This is a genomic window from Paracoccus sp. MA (assembly GCF_020990385.1).
Classification (GTDB): domain Bacteria; phylum Pseudomonadota; class Alphaproteobacteria; order Rhodobacterales; family Rhodobacteraceae; genus Paracoccus.
Genome location: NZ_CP087598.1, coordinates 961,267 through 979,525 on the forward strand (window position 1 = coordinate 961,267; position 18,259 = coordinate 979,525).

At 64.7% G+C, this 18,259-nt stretch carries 15 protein-coding genes; 9 read left to right on the plus strand and 6 right to left on the minus strand.

The genetic code is table 11. The annotated features are described in order from the left end of the window. Nucleotides 1–89 precede the first annotated feature (89 nt). From LOS78_RS11875 to LOS78_RS11895, 5 genes are read left to right on the plus strand one after another with little or no spacing between them, the layout of a single operon-like run. Nucleotides 90–2,174, plus strand: coding sequence for a hydantoinase/oxoprolinase family protein (locus LOS78_RS11875; protein ID WP_230378356.1), 2,085 nt, complete (start codon nt 90–92; stop codon nt 2,172–2,174). Between the two features lie 11 nt (nt 2,175–2,185). Then, the gene (locus LOS78_RS11880; protein WP_230378357.1) at nt 2,186–3,922 is read left to right on the plus strand and encodes a hydantoinase B/oxoprolinase family protein; all 1,737 of its coding nucleotides are present in this window, start codon (nt 2,186–2,188) and stop codon (nt 3,920–3,922) included. Then, nucleotides 3,922–4,767 carry a sugar phosphate isomerase/epimerase gene (locus tag LOS78_RS11885; RefSeq protein ID WP_230378358.1) on the plus strand — a complete coding sequence of 282 codons (846 nt, stop codon included), beginning with the start codon at nt 3,922–3,924 and terminating at the stop codon, nt 4,765–4,767. Before LOS78_RS11880 ends, LOS78_RS11885 begins: the two co-directional genes overlap by 1 nt. A gap of 32 nt (nt 4,768–4,799) precedes the next feature. Continuing rightward, nucleotides 4,800–5,468 carry a TetR/AcrR family transcriptional regulator gene (locus tag LOS78_RS11890; RefSeq protein WP_198021806.1) on the plus strand — a complete coding sequence of 223 codons (669 nt, stop codon included), beginning with the start codon at nt 4,800–4,802 and terminating at the stop codon, nt 5,466–5,468. A gap of 42 nt (nt 5,469–5,510) precedes the next feature. Then, nucleotides 5,511–6,368: an EamA family transporter gene (locus LOS78_RS11895; RefSeq protein ID WP_230378359.1), complete on the plus strand. Its 858-nt coding sequence runs from the start codon at nt 5,511–5,513 to the stop codon at nt 6,366–6,368. Nucleotides 6,369–6,422: 54 nt separating this feature from the next. On the opposite strand, the gene LOS78_RS11900 is transcribed toward LOS78_RS11895, so the two are convergent. Continuing rightward, nucleotides 6,423–7,373 carry a LysR family transcriptional regulator gene (locus LOS78_RS11900; RefSeq protein WP_230378360.1) on the minus strand — a complete coding sequence of 317 codons (951 nt, stop codon included), beginning with the start codon at nt 7,371–7,373 and terminating at the stop codon, nt 6,423–6,425. 151 nt (nt 7,374–7,524) lie between these two features. Here LOS78_RS11900 and LOS78_RS11905 point away from each other — a divergent pair, with 151 nt between their 5' ends. Beyond that, complete coding sequence (locus LOS78_RS11905; RefSeq protein ID WP_230378361.1) at nt 7,525–9,264, plus strand: GMC family oxidoreductase; 1,740 nt, start codon at nt 7,525–7,527, stop codon at nt 9,262–9,264. A 77-nt stretch (nt 9,265–9,341) separates the two neighbouring features. Here the strand turns inward: LOS78_RS11905 and LOS78_RS11910 are convergent, their stop codons facing one another. Next, nucleotides 9,342–10,328, minus strand: a complete 987-nt coding sequence (locus LOS78_RS11910; protein ID WP_230378362.1) for a tripartite tricarboxylate transporter substrate binding protein — start codon at nt 10,326–10,328, stop codon at nt 9,342–9,344. Nucleotides 10,329–10,671: 343 nt separating this feature from the next. Between LOS78_RS11910 and LOS78_RS11915 the strand changes: the two genes are divergently transcribed. Then, a complete protein-coding gene (locus tag LOS78_RS11915; RefSeq protein WP_230378363.1) occupies nt 10,672–11,457 on the plus strand; it encodes an HpcH/HpaI aldolase/citrate lyase family protein in 786 nt (261 codons plus the stop codon). Between the two features lie 49 nt (nt 11,458–11,506). On the opposite strand, the gene LOS78_RS11920 is transcribed toward LOS78_RS11915, so the two are convergent. From LOS78_RS11920 to LOS78_RS11940, 4 genes are all read right to left on the minus strand, one after another. Continuing rightward, complete coding sequence (locus LOS78_RS11920) at nt 11,507–12,424, minus strand: LysR substrate-binding domain-containing protein (RefSeq protein WP_084648076.1); 918 nt, start codon at nt 12,422–12,424, stop codon at nt 11,507–11,509. 197 nt (nt 12,425–12,621) lie between these two features. Next, entirely contained in the window at nt 12,622–13,314 is a 693-nt protein-coding gene (locus LOS78_RS11930) for a GntR family transcriptional regulator (RefSeq protein WP_230378364.1), read from the minus strand. Between the two features lie 125 nt (nt 13,315–13,439). Continuing rightward, nucleotides 13,440–14,210 (minus strand): HpcH/HpaI aldolase/citrate lyase family protein, encoded by a 771-nt coding sequence (locus tag LOS78_RS11935; protein ID WP_230378365.1) that lies wholly within the window; start codon nt 14,208–14,210, stop codon nt 13,440–13,442. Nucleotides 14,211–14,232: 22 nt separating this feature from the next. Beyond that, nucleotides 14,233–14,925, minus strand: a complete 693-nt coding sequence (locus LOS78_RS11940) for an RraA family protein (protein ID WP_230378366.1) — start codon at nt 14,923–14,925, stop codon at nt 14,233–14,235. 280 nt (nt 14,926–15,205) lie between these two features. Here LOS78_RS11940 and LOS78_RS11945 point away from each other — a divergent pair, with 280 nt between their 5' ends. Together LOS78_RS11945 and LOS78_RS11950 are read left to right on the plus strand one after the other, a co-directional pair. Then, complete coding sequence (locus LOS78_RS11945) at nt 15,206–17,524, plus strand: molybdopterin-dependent oxidoreductase (RefSeq protein ID WP_230378367.1); 2,319 nt, start codon at nt 15,206–15,208, stop codon at nt 17,522–17,524. A 226-nt stretch (nt 17,525–17,750) separates the two neighbouring features. Then, a complete protein-coding gene (locus tag LOS78_RS11950) occupies nt 17,751–18,257 on the plus strand; it encodes a tripartite tricarboxylate transporter TctB family protein (protein WP_230378515.1) in 507 nt (168 codons plus the stop codon). Nucleotides 18,258–18,259 lie beyond the last annotated feature (2 nt).

Genomic DNA, 18,259 nt, shown 5'->3' on the forward strand with positions numbered 1-18,259 from the left:
CTTGAAATATAAGGAATAAAAAATCGCTTGTCGGTTCGGAAATCTGCATGTTACTAAACTAACCAACTAGTCCAATAAGGGTGAGAATCATGACGGCTTCAGCGACCAGAACTGCGCGAATCGGCGTCGATATCGGCGGCACCTTCACCGATCTCGTGATGATCGAAGGCGACGGGCGGCTTTATCACGCCAAGGTGCCCTCGACCCCCGCCGCGCCCGAGGAGGCGGTGATCGCCGGCATCTCTGACCTGGTGCGGGATTCGGGCATCTCGGTCGCCGATGTGCGCGAGATCGTGCACGGCACCACCGTCGGCTCGAACACCCTGCTGCAAAAGGTCGGCGCCCGTGCCGGGCTGATCACCACGGCGGGATTCCGCGACGTGCTGGAGATCGGCCGGCTGCGCACGCCGAACATGTTTGACCTGCAATGGGACAAGCCCGTTCCGCTGATCCCGCGCCGCTACCGGCTTGAGGCGCAGGAACGCATCGCCGCCGACGGCACCGTCATCACGCCCCTGGACGAGGCGAGCGTCGTCGCCGCCGCCGCCGCGCTGGTCGAGGCCGGGGTGGAATCCATCGCCATCTGCTTCCTGAACAGCTATCGCAATCCGGTCCACGAACAGCGCGCCGAGGAACTGATCCGCGCGCGGTTCCCGAAGGTCCAGGTCACCACCTCGGTCTCGGTCCTGCCCGAGGCCAAGGAATACGAACGCACCAGCACCACGGTGGTGAACGCCTATGTCGGCCCGGTTCTGGCCGCCTATCTGGAGCGCCTGCAGACCGGCATCAAAAGGCTGGGCGTGAACGCGCCGCTGCTGGTCAGCAACTCGAACGGCGCGCTGGCCTCGGCCGAGACCGCCTGCGAGAAGCCGGTGTTCTTCATCTCCTCGGGGCGGGCCGCCGGCGCGGTCGGCGGCGCCCGCCTGGGCGAGGCGCTGGCGCAGGAAAACCTGGTCATCTTCGACATGGGCGGCACCACCGCCTCGGCCACGCTGGTCAATGGCGGCGAGCTGAGCCGGGTCAGCGAATACGAATTCCGCGCCGGCATCTCGACGCCCTCGCGCTTCATCAAGGCCGGCGGCTACATGATGAGCGTGCCGACCGTCGACGTGGCCGAGGTGGGCAGCGGCGCCGGCTCGATCGCCGCGCTGGACAGCGCCGGGCTGATCCGGGTGGGCCCGGTTTCGGCCGGGGCCGATCCGGGGCCGGTCTGCTACGGGCTTGGCGGCGACCAGCCGACGGTGACCGATGCGAACCTCGTGCTGGGCTATCTGCCCGAGGAGCTGGCCGGCGGGGCGCGGCATCTGGACAAGGCCGCCTCGGCGGCCGCCATCGCGGCGCGGCTGGGCGATGCGCTGGGGCTTGAGGCCGAGGATGCCGCCTATGGCATCCGCGAGGTGGTGAACGCCAACATGGCCCGCGCCATCCGTGCCGTGACCGTCGAGCGCGGCGTGGACCCGCGCGACTTCACGCTGGTCGCCATCGGCGGCTCGGGCCCCGTGCATGCCGCCGCCATCGCCTCGCTCCTGTCGATGGACAAGCTGCTGATTCCGGCCACCCCCGGCGTCTTCACCGCCATGGGTATGCTTTCGGGCGATATCGAGCGTTATTTCACCGCCCCCATCGGCCGCGTGGTCGAGGATGTCGATCTGGCGCGCCTTGCCGAGGCGACCGAGGATCTGCGCCGGCAGGCCATCGCCAACCTGCGCGAGGAAGGCATCCCGGAGGAGGCGATGGAACTGCTGCCCGAGGCGAACATGCGCTTCCGCGGCCAGGAAATGTCGCTGGCGATTCCCTTCGCCGAGCCTTTCGATCCGGCCCGCGTGCGCGAGGATTTCCTGGAGACCTATCGCTCGATCTACAGCTATGTGTCGTCCGATGCGGTCGAGGTGGTCGGCATCCGCATGACCGGCCGCGGGTTGCGGCAGGGGCGGCTGGACTTCCGCAAGCTCTCGGCGCCGGATCACGAAGAAGCGGGGCCTGTCTCGCAGCGCAAGGTCTATTTCGGCAAGGATGCCGGCTGGATCGAAACCCCGGTCTATGACCGCACCCGCTCGCCGCGCAGGCTGACCGGCCCGGTCGTCCTGGAATCGAACGACTCGACCGTGGTCGTGCCGCCGGATGCCACCGTCGAGCGCGACGACTTCCTGAACCTTCACATCCGTCTTTCGTAAGGAGCGCAGCCATGGCCGAGATTTCCGCCAATGACCCGATCACCTTCGCCGTGCTGAAAAGCGCCGTCGAATCCATCGTGGACGACATGGCCTATACGGTGATGCGGACGGCGCGTTCGCCCATCGTCCGCGACGTGCTGGATTATTCGACCACCATGTGCGACGCCAAGGGCCGCATCCTGGCGCAGGCCAAGACCGTGGCGCTGCATCTGGGGGCCGTTCCCGACGCGATGGAGGCGCTGCTGGCGCGGTTCCAGGGCGATCTGCATCCCGGCGACGTCATCATCTTCAACGATCCCTATGACGGCGGCATGCACCTGCCCGACATCTTCATGTTCAAGCCGATCTTCCACGGCGACGAACATCTCGGCTTTTCGGTGGTGATCTGTCACCACTGCGACGTGGGTGGCCGCGTGCCCGGCTCGAATGCCAGCGACTCGACCGAGATCTTCCAGGAGGGGCTGCGCCTGCCGCCGCTGAAGCTTTATGATCGCGGGGTCCGCAACGACATCGTGTTCCAGATCATCGAGCGCAATGTGCGCCTGCCCGACCTGGTCATCGGTGATCTTGAGGCGCAGCTGGCGACCTGCGCGCTTGGCGAGCGCGAGTTGCTGCGCATCGTCGACAAATACGGTGCGCCGACCTTCAACCGGTTCCTGGCCGATTTCCTCGATTACGGCGAGCGCCTAACCCGCAACGAGATCGCCAAATGGCCCGATGGAAGCTACGAGTTCACCGATTACATCGACGGCGACGGCTTCGACCCGGCGCCGATCCCGATCAAGGTGACGATCACCGTCAAGGGCGACCATCTGGACGTGGATTTCACCGGCAGCGCGCCGCAGGTCAAGGGCGCGATCAACTCGACTCTGTCCTTCGTGAAGTCCGCGACCTATCTGGCGATTCGCTGCACGCTGGACAGCGAGGTGCCGAACAATTCCGGCATGTATCGCGCCATCGACATCGCGGCCCCCAAGGGCTGCTTCCTGAACCCGCATTTCCCGGCGCCGGTGGCGGCGCGCGCCCTGACCGGCTATCGCGTGGTCGATACCGTGCTGGGCGCGCTGGCCAAGATCGTGCCGACGCGCGTCGCCGCGGCGGGCGAGGGCGGCAACTCGGTGGTCTGCCTGGGCGGCTATGACAAGGACACTCGCCAGCCCTTCGTCATGGTCGACATGATCAACGGCGCCCTGGGTGCACGTGCCACCAAGGACGGCATCGACGCGATCACCAACCCGTCGCAGAACATGTCGAACATGCCGGTCGAGCTGATGGAATCGACCTATCCGATCCGCATCGAGGAATATTCGCTGCGCACCGATTCCTGCGGGGCGGGCAGGCAGCGGGGCGGCCTGGGCGTGGTGCGCCTGTATCGCCTGCTGGCCGAGGATGCGGTGCTGCAGCTGCGCGCCGACCGCTACGAGCATCGGCCCTATGGGCTGTTCGGCGGCAATCCGGCAGCACCCTCGCGCAACCTGCTAAGCCTGAACGGCGGCGCGTTCGAACTGCTGGACAGCAAGGTCACGCGCAATGTCGCAAAAGGCGACGTGATCCGACACGAACAGGCCGGGGGCGGCGGCTATGGCGACCCGCTGCAACGCCCGCTGGAGCAGGTGCTGGAGGACGCGCTGGACGGCAAGATCACCCCGGCCTTCGCCCGCGAGCATTATCGTGTCGTGATCGAGGACGGCCGCATCGACGAGAAGGCCACGGCCGAACTGCGCAACCTGCAACCGGAGATGGTCTGATGCCCGATCTGCGCCGCTTTGCGATCAACCAGATCACCACGCGGGACTGGACCCTCGAGCAGGCGGTGAACGGCTATGCCCGGCAGGGCGTCGCCGGGATCGGGGTCTGGATGGAGTATCTGGACGCCGCCGGGATCGGGCAGGGCGCCCGGCTGATCCGCGATGCGGGGCTGTTCGTGCCCTGCCTCTGCACCAGCGCCTGGGTCAATATCGCGGACAAGGGCGGCTTTGCCGCCGCCCTTGACGAAAACCGCCGCCGTCTGGATGCCGCCGCCGAGATCGGTGCGCCTTGCCTGGTCGTCGTGCCGGGCGGGCTGGCGACGGGCGAGAAGGATCTGGCGGCGGCGCGGTCGCGGGTGATCGGGGCGCTGGAAGAGCTGTTGCCCCATGCCCGCAAGGTGGGGGTCAAGCTTGGCCTCGAGCCCCTGCATCCGATGTATGCCGCCGATCGCAGCTGCCTCAACAGCTTCGCGCATTGCCTGGATCTTTGCCGCAGCCTGGGCGAGGGCACGGGCATCGTCGCCGATACCTATCATTGCTGGTGGGACGCCGGCTTCATGCCGGGGCTGCGCGAGGCGGGGCCGGAAAATATCCTGACCTTCCATCTCTGCGACTGGCTTGTGCCGACCCGCGATGTATACCATGACAGGGGCATGATCGGCGACGGCGTGGTCGACTTCGCGGCTTACAAGGCGCTTCTCGACGAGATCGGCTATGACGGCCCCTTCGAGATCGAGCTGTTCTCGAAGTTCGACTGGTGGCTGCGCGACGGCAACGAAACGGTCGCCGTTTCGGTCGAGCGTTGCGCGCCCTTCGTGGCGGAAAGGCAGAGGGAGCCGTGCTGAACGGCCCTTCGATGGAAGTGGTGGGAGGGCAGATGGCGGAGAAACCCGCTATCCGGGATGCGATCCGGACGCAGGAAAAGATCCTGGCGGCAGCGCAGGCGGAATTCGCGCGCCGCGGCTATGACGGGGCCCGCGTGGACGCCATCGTGGCCCGGGCCAAGGTCAGCAAGAACCTGCTCTACCACTATTTCCGCGGCAAGGAGGATCTGTATATCCGCATCCTCGAACGCACCTACGAGACGCTCCGCCGCCGGCAGAGCGACGTCCCGGTCAACGGGCTCGATCCGCTGAACGCGATGATCCGGCTGTGCGAGAACACCTTCCGGGTCTTCGTCGAAGAACCCGACGTGATCGTGATGCTGAACACCGAGAACCTCTATCGCGCCCGGCATATCGCCAAGTCCACGATCATCCGCAGCATGTATGACCGGCTGTCGGAAAACCTGCGCGAGATCCTGCGCCAGGGCGAAGAGCAGGGCGTATTCCGCAAGGGCGTCGATCCGGTCGAGCTGTATATCTCGATCTCGGGCCTGGGCTATTTCTACCTGTCGAACCGGCACACGCTGTCGATGCTGTTCAACCGGAAACTGAGCGCCCCCGAGAATATCGAGCACCGCCAGGCGCATCTGGTCGACATGGTGATCAGCTATCTGACGCGCAAGCCCGAGCCCGGAGACTGGACGCCGGAACTGGCGCGCTGAACCCGGCGCGCCGGCAAGGATCATCCGACCGCGAGGATTGGCATGGCTGACCGGAATGCCGGCCGCTTCATCGGCACCGCCATCGGGCCGATGCTTTGGGGCACGACCTATGTCGTCTTTGTCCAGACATTGCCGACGGATCACCCGATCCTGATCTCTGCCCTGCGGGCGCTGCCGGCCGGGCTCTTGATGCTGCTTCTGGTCCGGCGCCTGCCGCCGCTTCGGATCCTGTTTCCCGTCACCGTCCTGGCGCTGACCAATATCGGCTTGTTCTTCGCGCTGCTGCTGATCAGCGCCGCGCGGTTGCCGGGCGGGATCACCGCGACTCTGGCCGCCTGCCAGCCGCTGCTGGTCGCGCTGCTGGCTTGGCCGCTGCTGGGACGGCGGCCAAGGATGGGCCAGATGGGATTGGCGGTGCTGGGCATGGCCGGTGTCGGGCTGATGGTGCTGAACGGCGGCCTCGCCTTCGACCCGGCCGGCGTGCTGGCCGGGATCGGCGCGGCATTGTCCATGGCGCTCGGCATCGTGCTGATGGAGCGCTGGCGCGATCTTGCGCCGCCGGTGCAGATGACGACATGGCAGCTGCTGATCGGCGGCGTCCTGATCCTGCCCTTTGCCTTGCTGGTCGAGGGCCTGCCCGCGCAGTGGGACATGCGGAACACCTTGGGCCTGGGCTATCTGGTGCTGTTCGCAACCGCCCTTGGCTATTGGCTTTGGGTGGGCGGGGTGCAGAGGCTGGGCAGCCGGGTTTCCGTGCTGGCCTTTCTCAGCCCCGTCGTGGCGCTGGCCCTTGGCATCGGCGTCATGGAAGAGACGCTGGATGCGCAGCAGGTGCTGGGCGTGGCGATGGTCTTCCTGTCCATCGGCCTTTCGGTAGGGAAAAATGCCTGCCCCCCTTAGGCATGAGCGGCGCAGCGCCAGCGTTAATCCGACATCGCAAAGGCCGCGGATGTTTCAGCAGGATGATGGAGCCGCAGCAATCGCTGCCCTGCGTGAGGCGCTTTCAGCGACGAAACGCTGCCGTGTCAGGGCAAGGAAATGCTCGTGCAGAGGGGAGAGATCGAAATCCCGCCGCCGGACAATCCCGATGTTTCGTTGAAAGTCGAAACCTTGAATCCGGAAACGTCCGATGCCGTCGAAACCGTGGCTGCCTGCGGTAAATTCGGGCACGACACTCAGCATGGATTGCCGGATGACCGCATATTTCAGCAGTTCGATGGAATCGGTGGCAAGGGAAACCACCGGAAAGCGGATGCCGGCAGAGGAGAATACGCTACGCAGCGCGCTCATCGCGGATTGCTCGATCAAGGGCATCGCCCAAGGATAACGGGCAAGCTCCTCGGGGTCGACCTTCCTGCTTTCGACCGGGTGGCCGGCAGGGCATATCCCGATGAAACCGTCCGTCGACCAATGCTCATAGGCAAGCTCGTTCCGGCGATCCTCTTGCTGGATGCCGTTATACATCGCCAGCACGATATCGATCCTGTTTTCCGCCAGAAGCTTGCCCAGATGCCCGGCAAAGCCGGTGATGACCTCCAGCCGGGCATCGGGATAGCCGTCGCGGAAGGTCGCCAGGACGTCCTGCACGGATTCGACATAGGGCGTGCCGATCCCGGCGATGATGCGCCCCGAAGCGCCTGCCGACACATCGCCCATTTCCGCCGCCGCGCGCCGGGCATCGACCAGGATGCGCCGGGCGTAACGCTCGAACGCGATACCGTGCGGGGTGGGGCGCACGCCGCGGGAAAGCCGCTCGAACAGCGTGACACCAAGCCGATCCTCAAGGGTCTTGATGCTTTTGCTCAGCGCCGGCTGGGTGACATTCGCTGTTAGCGAGGCCCTGAGAAAGCTCGACGTTTCCATGACCGCAAGGAAATGGACGATCTGGCGCAATGAGAAATCCATCCGATTTCCTCCAATTATGATATTCCTATTGGTTATATATCTATGGTAAAAATGCAATTGTTATAATAACGCATTGCCCCCATGTTGCCTTCCAACGGGCAGCGAGAAGTGAGCCTGCTTCGCAGTTGAACGTCAGGCGAGGCCGAAACCCATGGGATCGAACCGACAACCCATCCGCGCCGCCGATATCGACGGCGCGCGCTTCGACATCGTGATCATGGGCGCGGGCGCCGCCGGCAGCATCCTGGCTGCCCGTCTTTCCGAGGATGCGGCACTGAATATCGCGCTGATCGAGGCGGGCGGCGATCTGCCCCCGGGCGAGGAGCATCCCGACATTCTGGACCCGTTGCCAATCGCCTATGGGGTGGCGGGCCGGTCATGGTCCGAGCTGAGCGCGGACATCACCGTGCATGCGCGCAGCGCCCCGGCCCGGCGGACGAAGCGGTTCACGCAGGGCAGGGGAATCGGTGGCGGCTCGGCGATCAACGGCTCCTTCGCCTTCCGGGGGCAGCCCGAGGATTACGACGGCTGGGCGGCAGCCGGGGCCGCCGGCTGGGGATGGCAGGAGGTGCTGCCCTATTTCCGCAAGCTGGAGACGGATCTGGATATCGACAACGCCCTTCACGGCTCGGACGGACCGATGATGATCCGGCGCGAGCGTCGCTCGGCCTGGTCGCCGTTTTCGGAGCATCTTGCCGGTGCGTTGCAGAAACAGGGCTATCGCTGGCTGGACGACTACAATGGCGAATTCGAGGATGGCTATGCCGCGCCGCCGATGGCCAATCTGCCGGAACGCCGGATACCGACCTCGACCGCCTATCTGACTGCCGAGGTCCGTCAGCGCCGGAACCTGACCATCCTGCCGGATACCGAGATGCGGGAGTTGATCTTCGAGGGCCGGCGCGCGACTGGCATTCGCGCGGCGCTGCCCGACGGGACGGCCCGGATCTTCGCGCGCGAGGTGATCCTGTCCTGCGGGGGGATCTTCACGCCCGCACTGCTGCAACGCTCGGGGATCGGGCGGGCCGATCACCTGAAAAAGCTGGGGATCCCGGTCAGGGTGGACCTGCCGGCTGTGGGCGAGGGGCTGAAGAACCACCCCAAGCTGGACATCGCCTTCCATCTTCCCGATGCCTCGCGCCAGCGCGCCGATATCCGCAGCATCGGACAGGTTTGCGCGCGGCTGTCCTCGGGACGGCCGGGATGCATGCCGCATGACATGGGGCTTCTGGCCATCAACCGGACGACATGGCACGCGCTGGGGCGGCAGATCGGCGCGCTGATGCTGGCGCTTTACCAGCCGAAATCGGCCGGGCATGTGCGGATAACCGGGAGGCAGGGGCTGCCCTCCGAGATCGATATCGACTTCGCGCTGCTGGGTCACGACGATGACTTCCTGCGCATGCGCGACGGCCTGGCCCTTGCGCTGCGCCTGCTGGCCGGCGCGCAGGCGCGGGGCGTCATCAATACCGTCTTTGCGCCGAACCAGAAACTGGTCGCAAGGCTTCAGAAACACAATACGGCCAATGCGGTTGCGGCCGGGATCATCGGGGGCATGTTTTCCAGCAGCCTGATCCGCAGGCTTGCCCTCGGGCCCGGCATCATCGAGCCCGGGGCGCTGGCCGAAGACGCCGAGGGGCTGGAGCAGATCGTCCGGCGCCACGCCAACCTGTCCCACCATGTCTGCGGCACCTGCCGCATGGGGGCGGAGGGCGACCCGGATGCCGTCCTGACGCCCGATTGCCGGGTACGCGGGACCGAGGGGCTGCGCGTGATCGACGCCTCCATCTTCCCCGAGATTCCGCGGGCCGGGATGTTCGTGCCGGTGATGATGGCGGCCGAGAAGATGGCCGACCGGATCAAGCGGGAATGGCAGATACGGGCAGCATGAATGAAGGCCGAACCCCGGCAGGAGTTCGGCCTTTGATTTGCCCCATATGCGGACAGGGCTCGCGGTCGGGCGGCCGCTTATCCGGTGGCAAAGCCGATCGCGCTCACCAGTTCCTGGACCGTGGCATATTCCTCGGTGATCCTGTCCGCGAATTCCTGGCGCGAGATCTTGACCGGATTCACCATGTTGAGTTCCAGCGCCTTGAGAATATCGGGCGCAGACACGCAATCCTGGATGATCCGGTTCAGATCGTCGGCGATGTCGTCGGGGATTCCCGCTGGCCCCTGCATGCCATACCAGCCGAGCAGGCTTTTCATCCGCGGCAGCCCGACCTCGGTCGAGGCGGGAATGCCGGGGAAGTTGGGGTCTTCGGCATCGCCCACCGACAGCAGGGGCCGTATGTGCCCTTCCTTGTAGGCGCCCATGGCCAGGGCCGGGGTCGCGAAGCCCAGCTGAACGCGGTTGCTCATCAGGTCGGGCAGCATCGCGCCGCCGCCCTTGTAATGGACCGCATCCATCTTGATCCCCGTTTCCAGCGCCAGAAGTTCGGAGGCGAGGTGCTGTTGCCCTCCGATGCCGCTGGTGCCGTAAAAGATGGGTGCGTCACCAGCCTGCCCGAGCCGGATCAGATCGTCGAAGGTTTCGGCGGCGAAGCGGGAACTGGCCCACAGCAGATAGGGCGATTCGCCCACCAACCCGATATGCGTGAGCCCCTTGATCGGATCGAGGTTCAGCGAAGGCGTGGTCGCGGGCAGCAGCACGATCTGCGACTGGGTCGAGGCCAGAAGATGATAGCCGTCGGCCGGCTGTTTCGCCACCGCTTCCCAGCCAAGCGCGCCATTGGCCCCGGGCCTGTTCTCGACGATGGCCGGGCCGGGGAAGGTGTGGCCCAGATAGCCCGAAACCAGACGGGCGATGATATCGGCCAGCCCTCCGGGCGTATAGCCGCATGTCAGCGTGAACTGCTTCGAGGGGAAGGATTGGGCGAAAGCCATTCCTGTCCCCGACAGGCAGGCCGCGGCCAGGCTGCCGGCGATCAGGCCGCGCCGAGAAATTTCCGTCATTGTTTCCTCATCGGTAATGGATAAGCTTCATGGGGTGGGCCTTATCCGGTTATTTGAAACAGGACTCATGCGCATTCAGTTGGAAAAGCATGGTTCCAAGTGAATGAATCGGTTCCCCTTTCGCATCTTTTGCATATTAACTTCTGTCCGTTTCCAAGGATGGAAAAAATTCTCAGGCAGGGACAAAATTTATTTGTCGCGAAAATCTTTCAAAGCAGGATTGCCTGGAGTGCTCGCAGCATGGAGTCGGAGGATAAATCTTCCCTCTATTGAATTTATTTGACTTGGATCATCTATAGGAACGGTGATCCATAGGAGCAAATTCCAACCGCAGAGGCTTGACATGAACAGTCGGAATGAACGGACCGGGTTTCGCCGGCGTATCCTGGACGGTGAGAAACTTCTGGGAGCGTTCTGCCCCGCACCCAGTCCGGAACTGATCGAGGTCGCAGCCTATTCCGGCTTCGATTTCGTCGTGATCGATGCCGAGCATGGGCCGATCACCATCTCGGACGTGGTCCATATGACCCGCGCCGCCCATGCGGCGGGGGCGCCGGTGATGGTCAGGGTGCCGGAATACAGCGGCGAATTCATCATGCGTTCGCTGGATGCGGGTGTGGATGGAATCCTGGTGCCGCAGGTCGAGACGGCCGAGGAAGTGCAAAGGATCTTTCAGGCAATGCATTATCCGCCGGTCGGGGTGCGGGGCCTGGCCTTCTATGCCCGGGCGCATGGTTTCACGCGCAGAAGCGGCCCCGGCGTGATCCAGAGCGCGAACGAGCATGTCCTGACTTCGGTATTGGTGGAAACGCCGAGGGGGGTCGAGAATATCGACGAAATCATGGCAGTCGAGGGGCTGGACATGGTGCTGATGGGCACGGGCGATCTGGCCGCCAATATCGGCTACGGTCCCGAGACCGCCATGAAGGTGGACGACGCCGTGACCCGCGTGGCGGAAGCCGGCAAGCGTCACGGCGTGACGACCGCCATTGCCGTTCAGTCCTCGGAGGATGCGGCGAAATTCGCGCGGCGCGGCTACAAGGTCGTGGTGACCGGCATGCTGCCGCATCTGCTGCGCTTCTGCAGCGATTTCGTGGATGCCGCGCGCAAGGGCATGGCTGGGGGTTGATCCAGACCCTCCCGCCCGGCGGCTGGTCGCCGTCAGGCGGGGACAGGACTCATGCAGCCACCAGCGTCCCGGAATGCTCCGCTTCGCGTTGAAGCCAGGCCCAGAATTGCGCGACCGGCTTCAGGTCGAAATTGGCCGAGGTGCAGACGAAATCGTAGGTTCGCTTGCTGCGGTCGGAATAGTCGAACGGGTTGACCAGTTCGCCGCGTGCCAATTCGCTTTGGACCAGCACATCCTTGGCCAGCGCAACGCCATGTCCGTCGGCGGCATAGCGATAGGCGGTGAAGTTGTTGCTGAAGCGGATGCTGTCGCTGGTGTCGATGGGGCCGTGCCCGGCACCGCGCAGCCAGCTGTTCCAGTCAACGCCGTCGACCTGCTTCAGCCCTTCGTCGTGCAGCAGAGGGTGCTTGTGCAGGTCGGACAGGCTGCGGATCGCGTTCGGGCCGGTCAGCAGCTTGGGGCTGCAAACGGCGATGATCCGGTAGCCCAGGAAGGGGCGGCGTTCCAGGAAGGGCGGGGTCTCGGCGCTGCAAACGATGCCGATATCGCTGGTCCGCCAGCTTTTTTCCGACGTGACCGGACGGATCGAGACGGAAAGTTCGATCTTGCGCGTCGACTGGAAGCTTGCGATCCGGGGGACCAGCCATTGCGCGGCGAAAGAGGGCGGCGCCACCACCGACAGGCGGACACGATTGTCCGGGGTCGAGACCTTTTGCGACACGGCCCGGATCAGGTCGATGGCCTGGTTGGAGCCGACGAAGAACGTCTCGCCCGCCGGGGTCAGGCAAAGGGCCGAGCCCTTGCGGATGAAAAGATCGACGCCCAGCCAGCGTTCCAGCGCCCGCACCTGATGTGTCACCGCCGCCGGAGTCACGCATAGCTCATTGGCGGCTTCGGTGATGCTTTCGTGACGCGCGGCCGCCTCGAATGCACGCACTGCCGTCAGCGATGGCAAGCTTGTCGTCATGTCAGTTTCTCCTTTGCCGGCGCGGCGCGGCAGATGGTGCGCGCGCTTGTCTGTGAGTCTGGCCAGGGCCCTGCGAGGTGCCGGTCAGGATGGTTGTTCCGGAGTAATAACGACAGAAGTGATCGTCTTTATCAAGGGAAGGAAACCGTCTCAATACATCGGGACAAGGGAATATTTTTCGCTGCATGGCCCTGCTTTCATGTGCGGGCGGCATTCGCCCGGAACTTTCCCATCCGCTCGCAAAAGAACCGCATGCCATTGGCGATATGGGATTCCAGCAGGGCGGTTGCCTTGTCCACGTCGCCCTCTTCGCTGGCCTGCACGATCATCTCGTGCTTTCTCAGCGATCCCATCACGGTTTCGGCGTCGTGCTGAATGCGGTTGCGCAAAGCCGCAAGCCTGCCGCCGACACGTCGATAGGCCTCGATCAGGAACCGGTTGCGGGACCTGGACAGGATGGTTTCGTGAAAGCTGGTGTCCAGAACGCCGTAAGCCTTGCCGTTCCTGGTGACGATGCTGGCTTTCATCTCTTCCAGCAGGGCGTTCAGTTGCGCGCAGAGCCCTGCCGCATCCGATTTCAGCGCCGCCCGAAGCGCGGCGGTTTCCAGAATCGCGCGATAGTCGCCCAGTTCCTCGAATTCGGCTTCGTCCATGTCAAAGACGAAGGCGCCCCGAAACGGGACGATCTGGACAAGGTTCTGGCCTTGCAGCTCGATCAGGGCTTCGCGCACCGGCGTCCGGCTGACCCCCAGGCTTTCGCACAGGGCTTTTTCGTTCAGCGTCATGCCAAAGGCGAATGCGCCATCGATGATGGCGTCGCGCAGCGTCAGGGCGACGTTTTCCTGGGTCGAAAGCCGCCGCAATTTCAGGCCGTTTCCCGCTTGCACCATCCTGGACTCCTCCCGAATGCAGCTCACTCGACAAAATATTGCATACAATATTTTTGAGCAGCATTCAAACGATTCTGATGCCGCCTCTCAGGGGGAGATGCTGAATCCGTGGAAAAGAGGCGCCTTCAGCCCTGCTTTGCACGACTGACGAAATCCCGCCCCGCCCCCACGACCATCGCCATCGGGGGCGAGATCACCAGATGCGCGCCATCGGCAAAAGCCTGACGTGCACCTTCGGCATCCGAGGCCGAACAGGCCACCCATTTGCCATAGGCGCGGGCGCATTCGGTGACCTTTCGGGTGGCGGCAAGCACCTCGGGATGCTTGCGTTCGCCGGGCCGGCCCATGCTGGCCGCCAGATCGCCCGAGCCGATAAGCACGGCGTCGACGGCGGGCGAGGCGGCGATGGCGTCGACCGCCTCGATGCCGGCCATGGTCTCGACCATCGCGCCGCAAATGATCTGGGCATTGGACGCCGCCACGAAGTCGCGCGGTGCCATGTCGATGCCGTAATTCGCGACGCGGGTGATGGTCGTCAGCCCGCGGCTGCCCTTGGGCGGGTATCGCATCGCGACACCGGCGGCCTCGGCCTCTTGCACGGACTGGATATGCGGCACGAAGACTCCCTCCGCGCCCATGTCCAGGAATTGCTGGATCGCATGAGGCACGCCCGGCGCGCGCGCCAGGACGCTCATGCCGCCGGCCTGCGCGGTGCGCAGCATGATCTCGCATTGCATCGGGTTCAGGATGCCGTGCTCGCCGTCCAGCATGATGAAATCGAAGCCGGACAGGGCCAGCATGTCCACGAACCAGGGGCTGTCGAAATTGATCATCGTCCCCAGCGCGGGCTCTCCGGCTTCGAGCTTCGAGCGCAGGCGCTGGGTGCCTATCATCATCTCGGGACCCCTTCTTCGTGCATCAGCGCAGGCGATAGCGGCACGCGGCGTCCGACATGGAGAGCCCCTGTCGCAGGCTTTCCTGCATTTCCTGCTCGGCGTCGCAGATCTCGACCGCGCGCATCCAGACCATTCGTAGGTCCTTCTCGCCGACGACCACGATGCCGTCGGTATCTCCCAGGATCAGATCGCCGGGCTGGACCCGAACGCCGCCGCAGACCACCGGTTCATCGACCGAGACGCTGACGAGGTTGCCTTCGGACGGGATGAGCGAGCGGCCTGCCGCAAAGGTGCCGAAGCCGAGCGCCTCGATCTCGACCGAATCGCGGATCGCGCCGTCGGTCACGACGCCCGCCGCCCCCAGCGCCATGGCGCGAAGGGCGAGGTTGTCGCCGAAAGTGCCGATATGGCTGGCATTCTGGGTCGCGATGACCAGCACCTCGCCCGACGAGAGCGAATCCACCACTGCATCCAGGCTGGCTCCGCAGGGCGCGGCCTCGTCCCCGTCCGGGGCGTTTCGTGGACGGGGAATGCGGCCAAGCGTCCGGGCGTAGCCGATGATGCGCGGTCCGGCCATCTGGCGGATCGAGGGATCCATCACGCTGCAGGGCAGGCCAAGGCGATACATTGCGTCCACGACGCAGGACAGCGGCAGGGGGGCGAATTCGCGCAGGAATCCCTCGGTATCCCATTCCGTCGTCAAATGCCTGACCATATTTCGCGCCCAAATCAATTCCTGCTGTCCGTCGTGCCGCAATCCCCCCGCATCAGACAACTCAAATAAATTCAGCGCGAGCGAAAAACATTCAGCCAATTCCGATTCCCTGTCGAACCATATTTCAGGGGCGTTGAAATTTTTTGCGAAGGCGGCGATGCGCGCCGTGCTATCGCTGCGGAAATGTCCGGTGGCGGGCTGGCGACAGCTGCGGCGATCAGCCTGCGATGCCCTTGGTTTCCTGCCCTGTTGCTGTGACAGGGGGATCTACCGGGCCGAGATGCGCGATGGCCGGCCGTCGCGTCTGGCCCCGGCCGGTGATGATCCCGATCCCTCGCCGATTGCCGAGGGGATGCTGGACGCGCTGCACAGTCCGGCAAGGATCCTGAGGCCCGCGGTCCGGCACTCCTTTCTGGAAGGGAAAACGGGGCCGGGTCGCGGGGCCGAGCCTTTCGTCGAGGTGTCCTGGGACGAGGCGCTGGACCTGGCCGCCAGCCATCTTGCCCGGATCAGGGACGAACACGGCAATCGGTCGATCTTCGGCGGCTCTTACGGCTGGTCCAGCGCCGGGCGCTTCCACCATGCGCAAAGCCAGGTCCACCGTTTCCTCAACATGATGGGCGGCTATACGCGCTCGGTCCAGAACTACAGTTTCGCGGCGGCGGATGTCATCCTGCCGCATGTCACCGGGGATGCGCGGGGGTTGTCCAGGGATCACACGCTGTTGCGCGACATCGCCCGACATACCGAACTGCTGATCACCTTCGGGGGGATTCCCGCGAAGAACGCACAGGTCAGCGCGGGCGGGCTGCTGCGCCATATCCTGCCCGGCTCGGTCGCCGAGGCCGAGCGCAACGGCGCCCGACTGGTCAATATCAGCCCCATCCGCGACGATATCGAGGGGCCGCACAAGGTCGACTGGCTGCCGATCCGGCCCAATACCGATGTGGCGCTGATGCTGGGGCTTGCCCATGTGCTGGCCAGCGAAGGGCTGCATGACCGGGCCTTTCTGGACAGCCATGCCACCGGATACGACCGCTTCGAGGCCTATCTTCTGGGCCGGACCGACGGCACGCCGAAAACCCCGGAATGGGCGGCGGCCATCTGCGGCGTTCCGGCCGACCGCATCCGCGCGCTTGCCCGCGCCATGCCGCGCCACCGCACGATGATCATGATGGCCTGGTCGCTGCAACGCGCCGACCATGGCGAACAGCCCTATTGGATGGCCATCACGCTGGCCGCGATGCTGGGACAGATCGGCCTGCCGGGCGGCGGCTACGGTTTCGGCTATGCCTCGGTCGGCGGGATCGGCGCGCCGGCGGCGGCCGTCAAATGGCCCTCGCTTCCACAGGGCCGGAATCCCGTGGACGAATTCATTCCCGTCGCCCGCATCGCCGACATGCTGCTGCATCCGGGCGAACCCTATGACTATAACGGCCAATCGCGCATCTATCCCGATATTCGCGCGATCTGTTGGGCGGGCGGCAACCCGTTCCACCACCATCAGGATCTGAACCGGCTGCGCAGGGCATGGCAGAAGCCCGAACTGGTGATCGTCAATGATTCCTGGTGGAACCCGATCACGCGGCACGCGGATATCGTCTTCCCCGTCGCCACCGCGCTGGAGCGCAACGATATCGGCTGCTCGTCGCGCGACATCTTCATTTCGCCCTCGCACAAACTGGCCGAACCGGCGGGCGAGGCGCGATCCGATTACGACGTCTTTGCCGCCCTGGCCGAACGGCTGGGATGCGGGCGCGCCTTTACCGAGGGCCGCGACGAAGAGGGCTGGTTGCGCCATCTCTATGGTCTTGCCTGCGACGAGGCCGCGGCATCCGGCGTCAACATGCCCGATTTCGACACCTTCTGGCAGGGAGCGCCGCTGGAACTGTCCGAGGCTGCCGAACAGCCCCCCTTGATGGCCGCATTCAGGGCGGACCCGCAGGCGAATGCCCTGCGCACGCCTTCGGGCCGGATCGAGATCCATTCCCCGGTCATCGAAGGCTTCGGCTATGCGGATTGCCCGGCGCATCCGGCATGGCTGGAGCCGTCGGAATGGCTGGGCTCGGAGAAGACGCGCGACTATCCCCTGCATCTGCTGTCGAACCAGCCCAGGACGCGGTTGCACAGCCAGTATGACGTCGGCAGCCATTCGCGCGCCAGCAAGATACGGGGGCGCGAGCCGATGCGGATGCATCCGGGCGATGCCGCCGCGCGCGGAATCCGCGAGGGCGATGTGGTGCGGGTTTTCAACGGACGGGGCGCCTGTCTGGCGGGCGTCACCCTGTCCGACGCGCTGATGCCGGGCGTCGTGCAGCTTTCGACCGGCGCGTGGTATGATCCCGACGATCCCGCCGCCGAAATGCCTCTGGAAAAGCATGGCAATCCCAATGTGCTGACCCGCGATGCGGGCACCTCCGGGTTGGCACAGGGTCCAAGCGCCAACAGTTGCCTGGTCGAGGTCGAGCTCTTCCGCGACCGGGTCCCCGCCATCACCGCCTTCGAGCCGCCCGAGTTCCGGCAGGCGGGGTCCCAGGCGGCGGCTGCCCGCGGATGCGATCGGGAAGCGGATGGGGTCAAAAACTTTCAGGCATCCTGAAATCAGTTGAATTGGCTGATGTAACGGGCCGGGCCCATAGTCGGCCTGGTGAACGAATGGCGCGGGAGCGTGTTCCGGCTGTCCGGCCGTCGGAAGGAAAGGGAATAATTCCGGCTCGTCAGGATGGCTTCAAGCCCATGGCCGGGCCGCAGAATTCACCGGCCGCCCGCCCGGCCAGGGTGCCAGGCGCTCCGGCAGGGGTCGGAAAAAGAGGGAGGAACTCTTGATGATTGCCGAGCAAGACGGCGCAAAAAATCCCAGGCCGGACCCGCAACTGGTCATGAGATGGGACCGCACGCATCTGATAGGCGGCGCGATCCAGTCCCTGATCGGCCTCGGCGCTCTTTATGTCGCGTCGGGCTACAGTTTCGGATCCTCGGTCCAGATGGGGCCCGGCTATTTCCCCCGGATCCTCAGCGTGATCTTCGTCGTCCTGGGGCTGATCACCATGGCGACGGGGCGGCGCGCCGTCCTGCCCAGCGAAATTGCCGCAGAGAGGCAGCCGCTGAACTGGCGTCCGCCTTTGTTCATTTTCGGAAGCATCCTTCTGTTCCTGCTTCTGATCGACCGCGCAGGCTTCGTGGTGACGATCTTCGCGGTGACGGTGTTCGCGCGTCTTGCTGACCGCAACGTGAGTTGGAAGTCCACCTTGGTCGTGGCCGCGGTCACGACGGCGCTCAATGTCCTGATCTTCATCCTGGGGCTTGGAATGCCTCTGAAGGTCTGGTGGTAGTC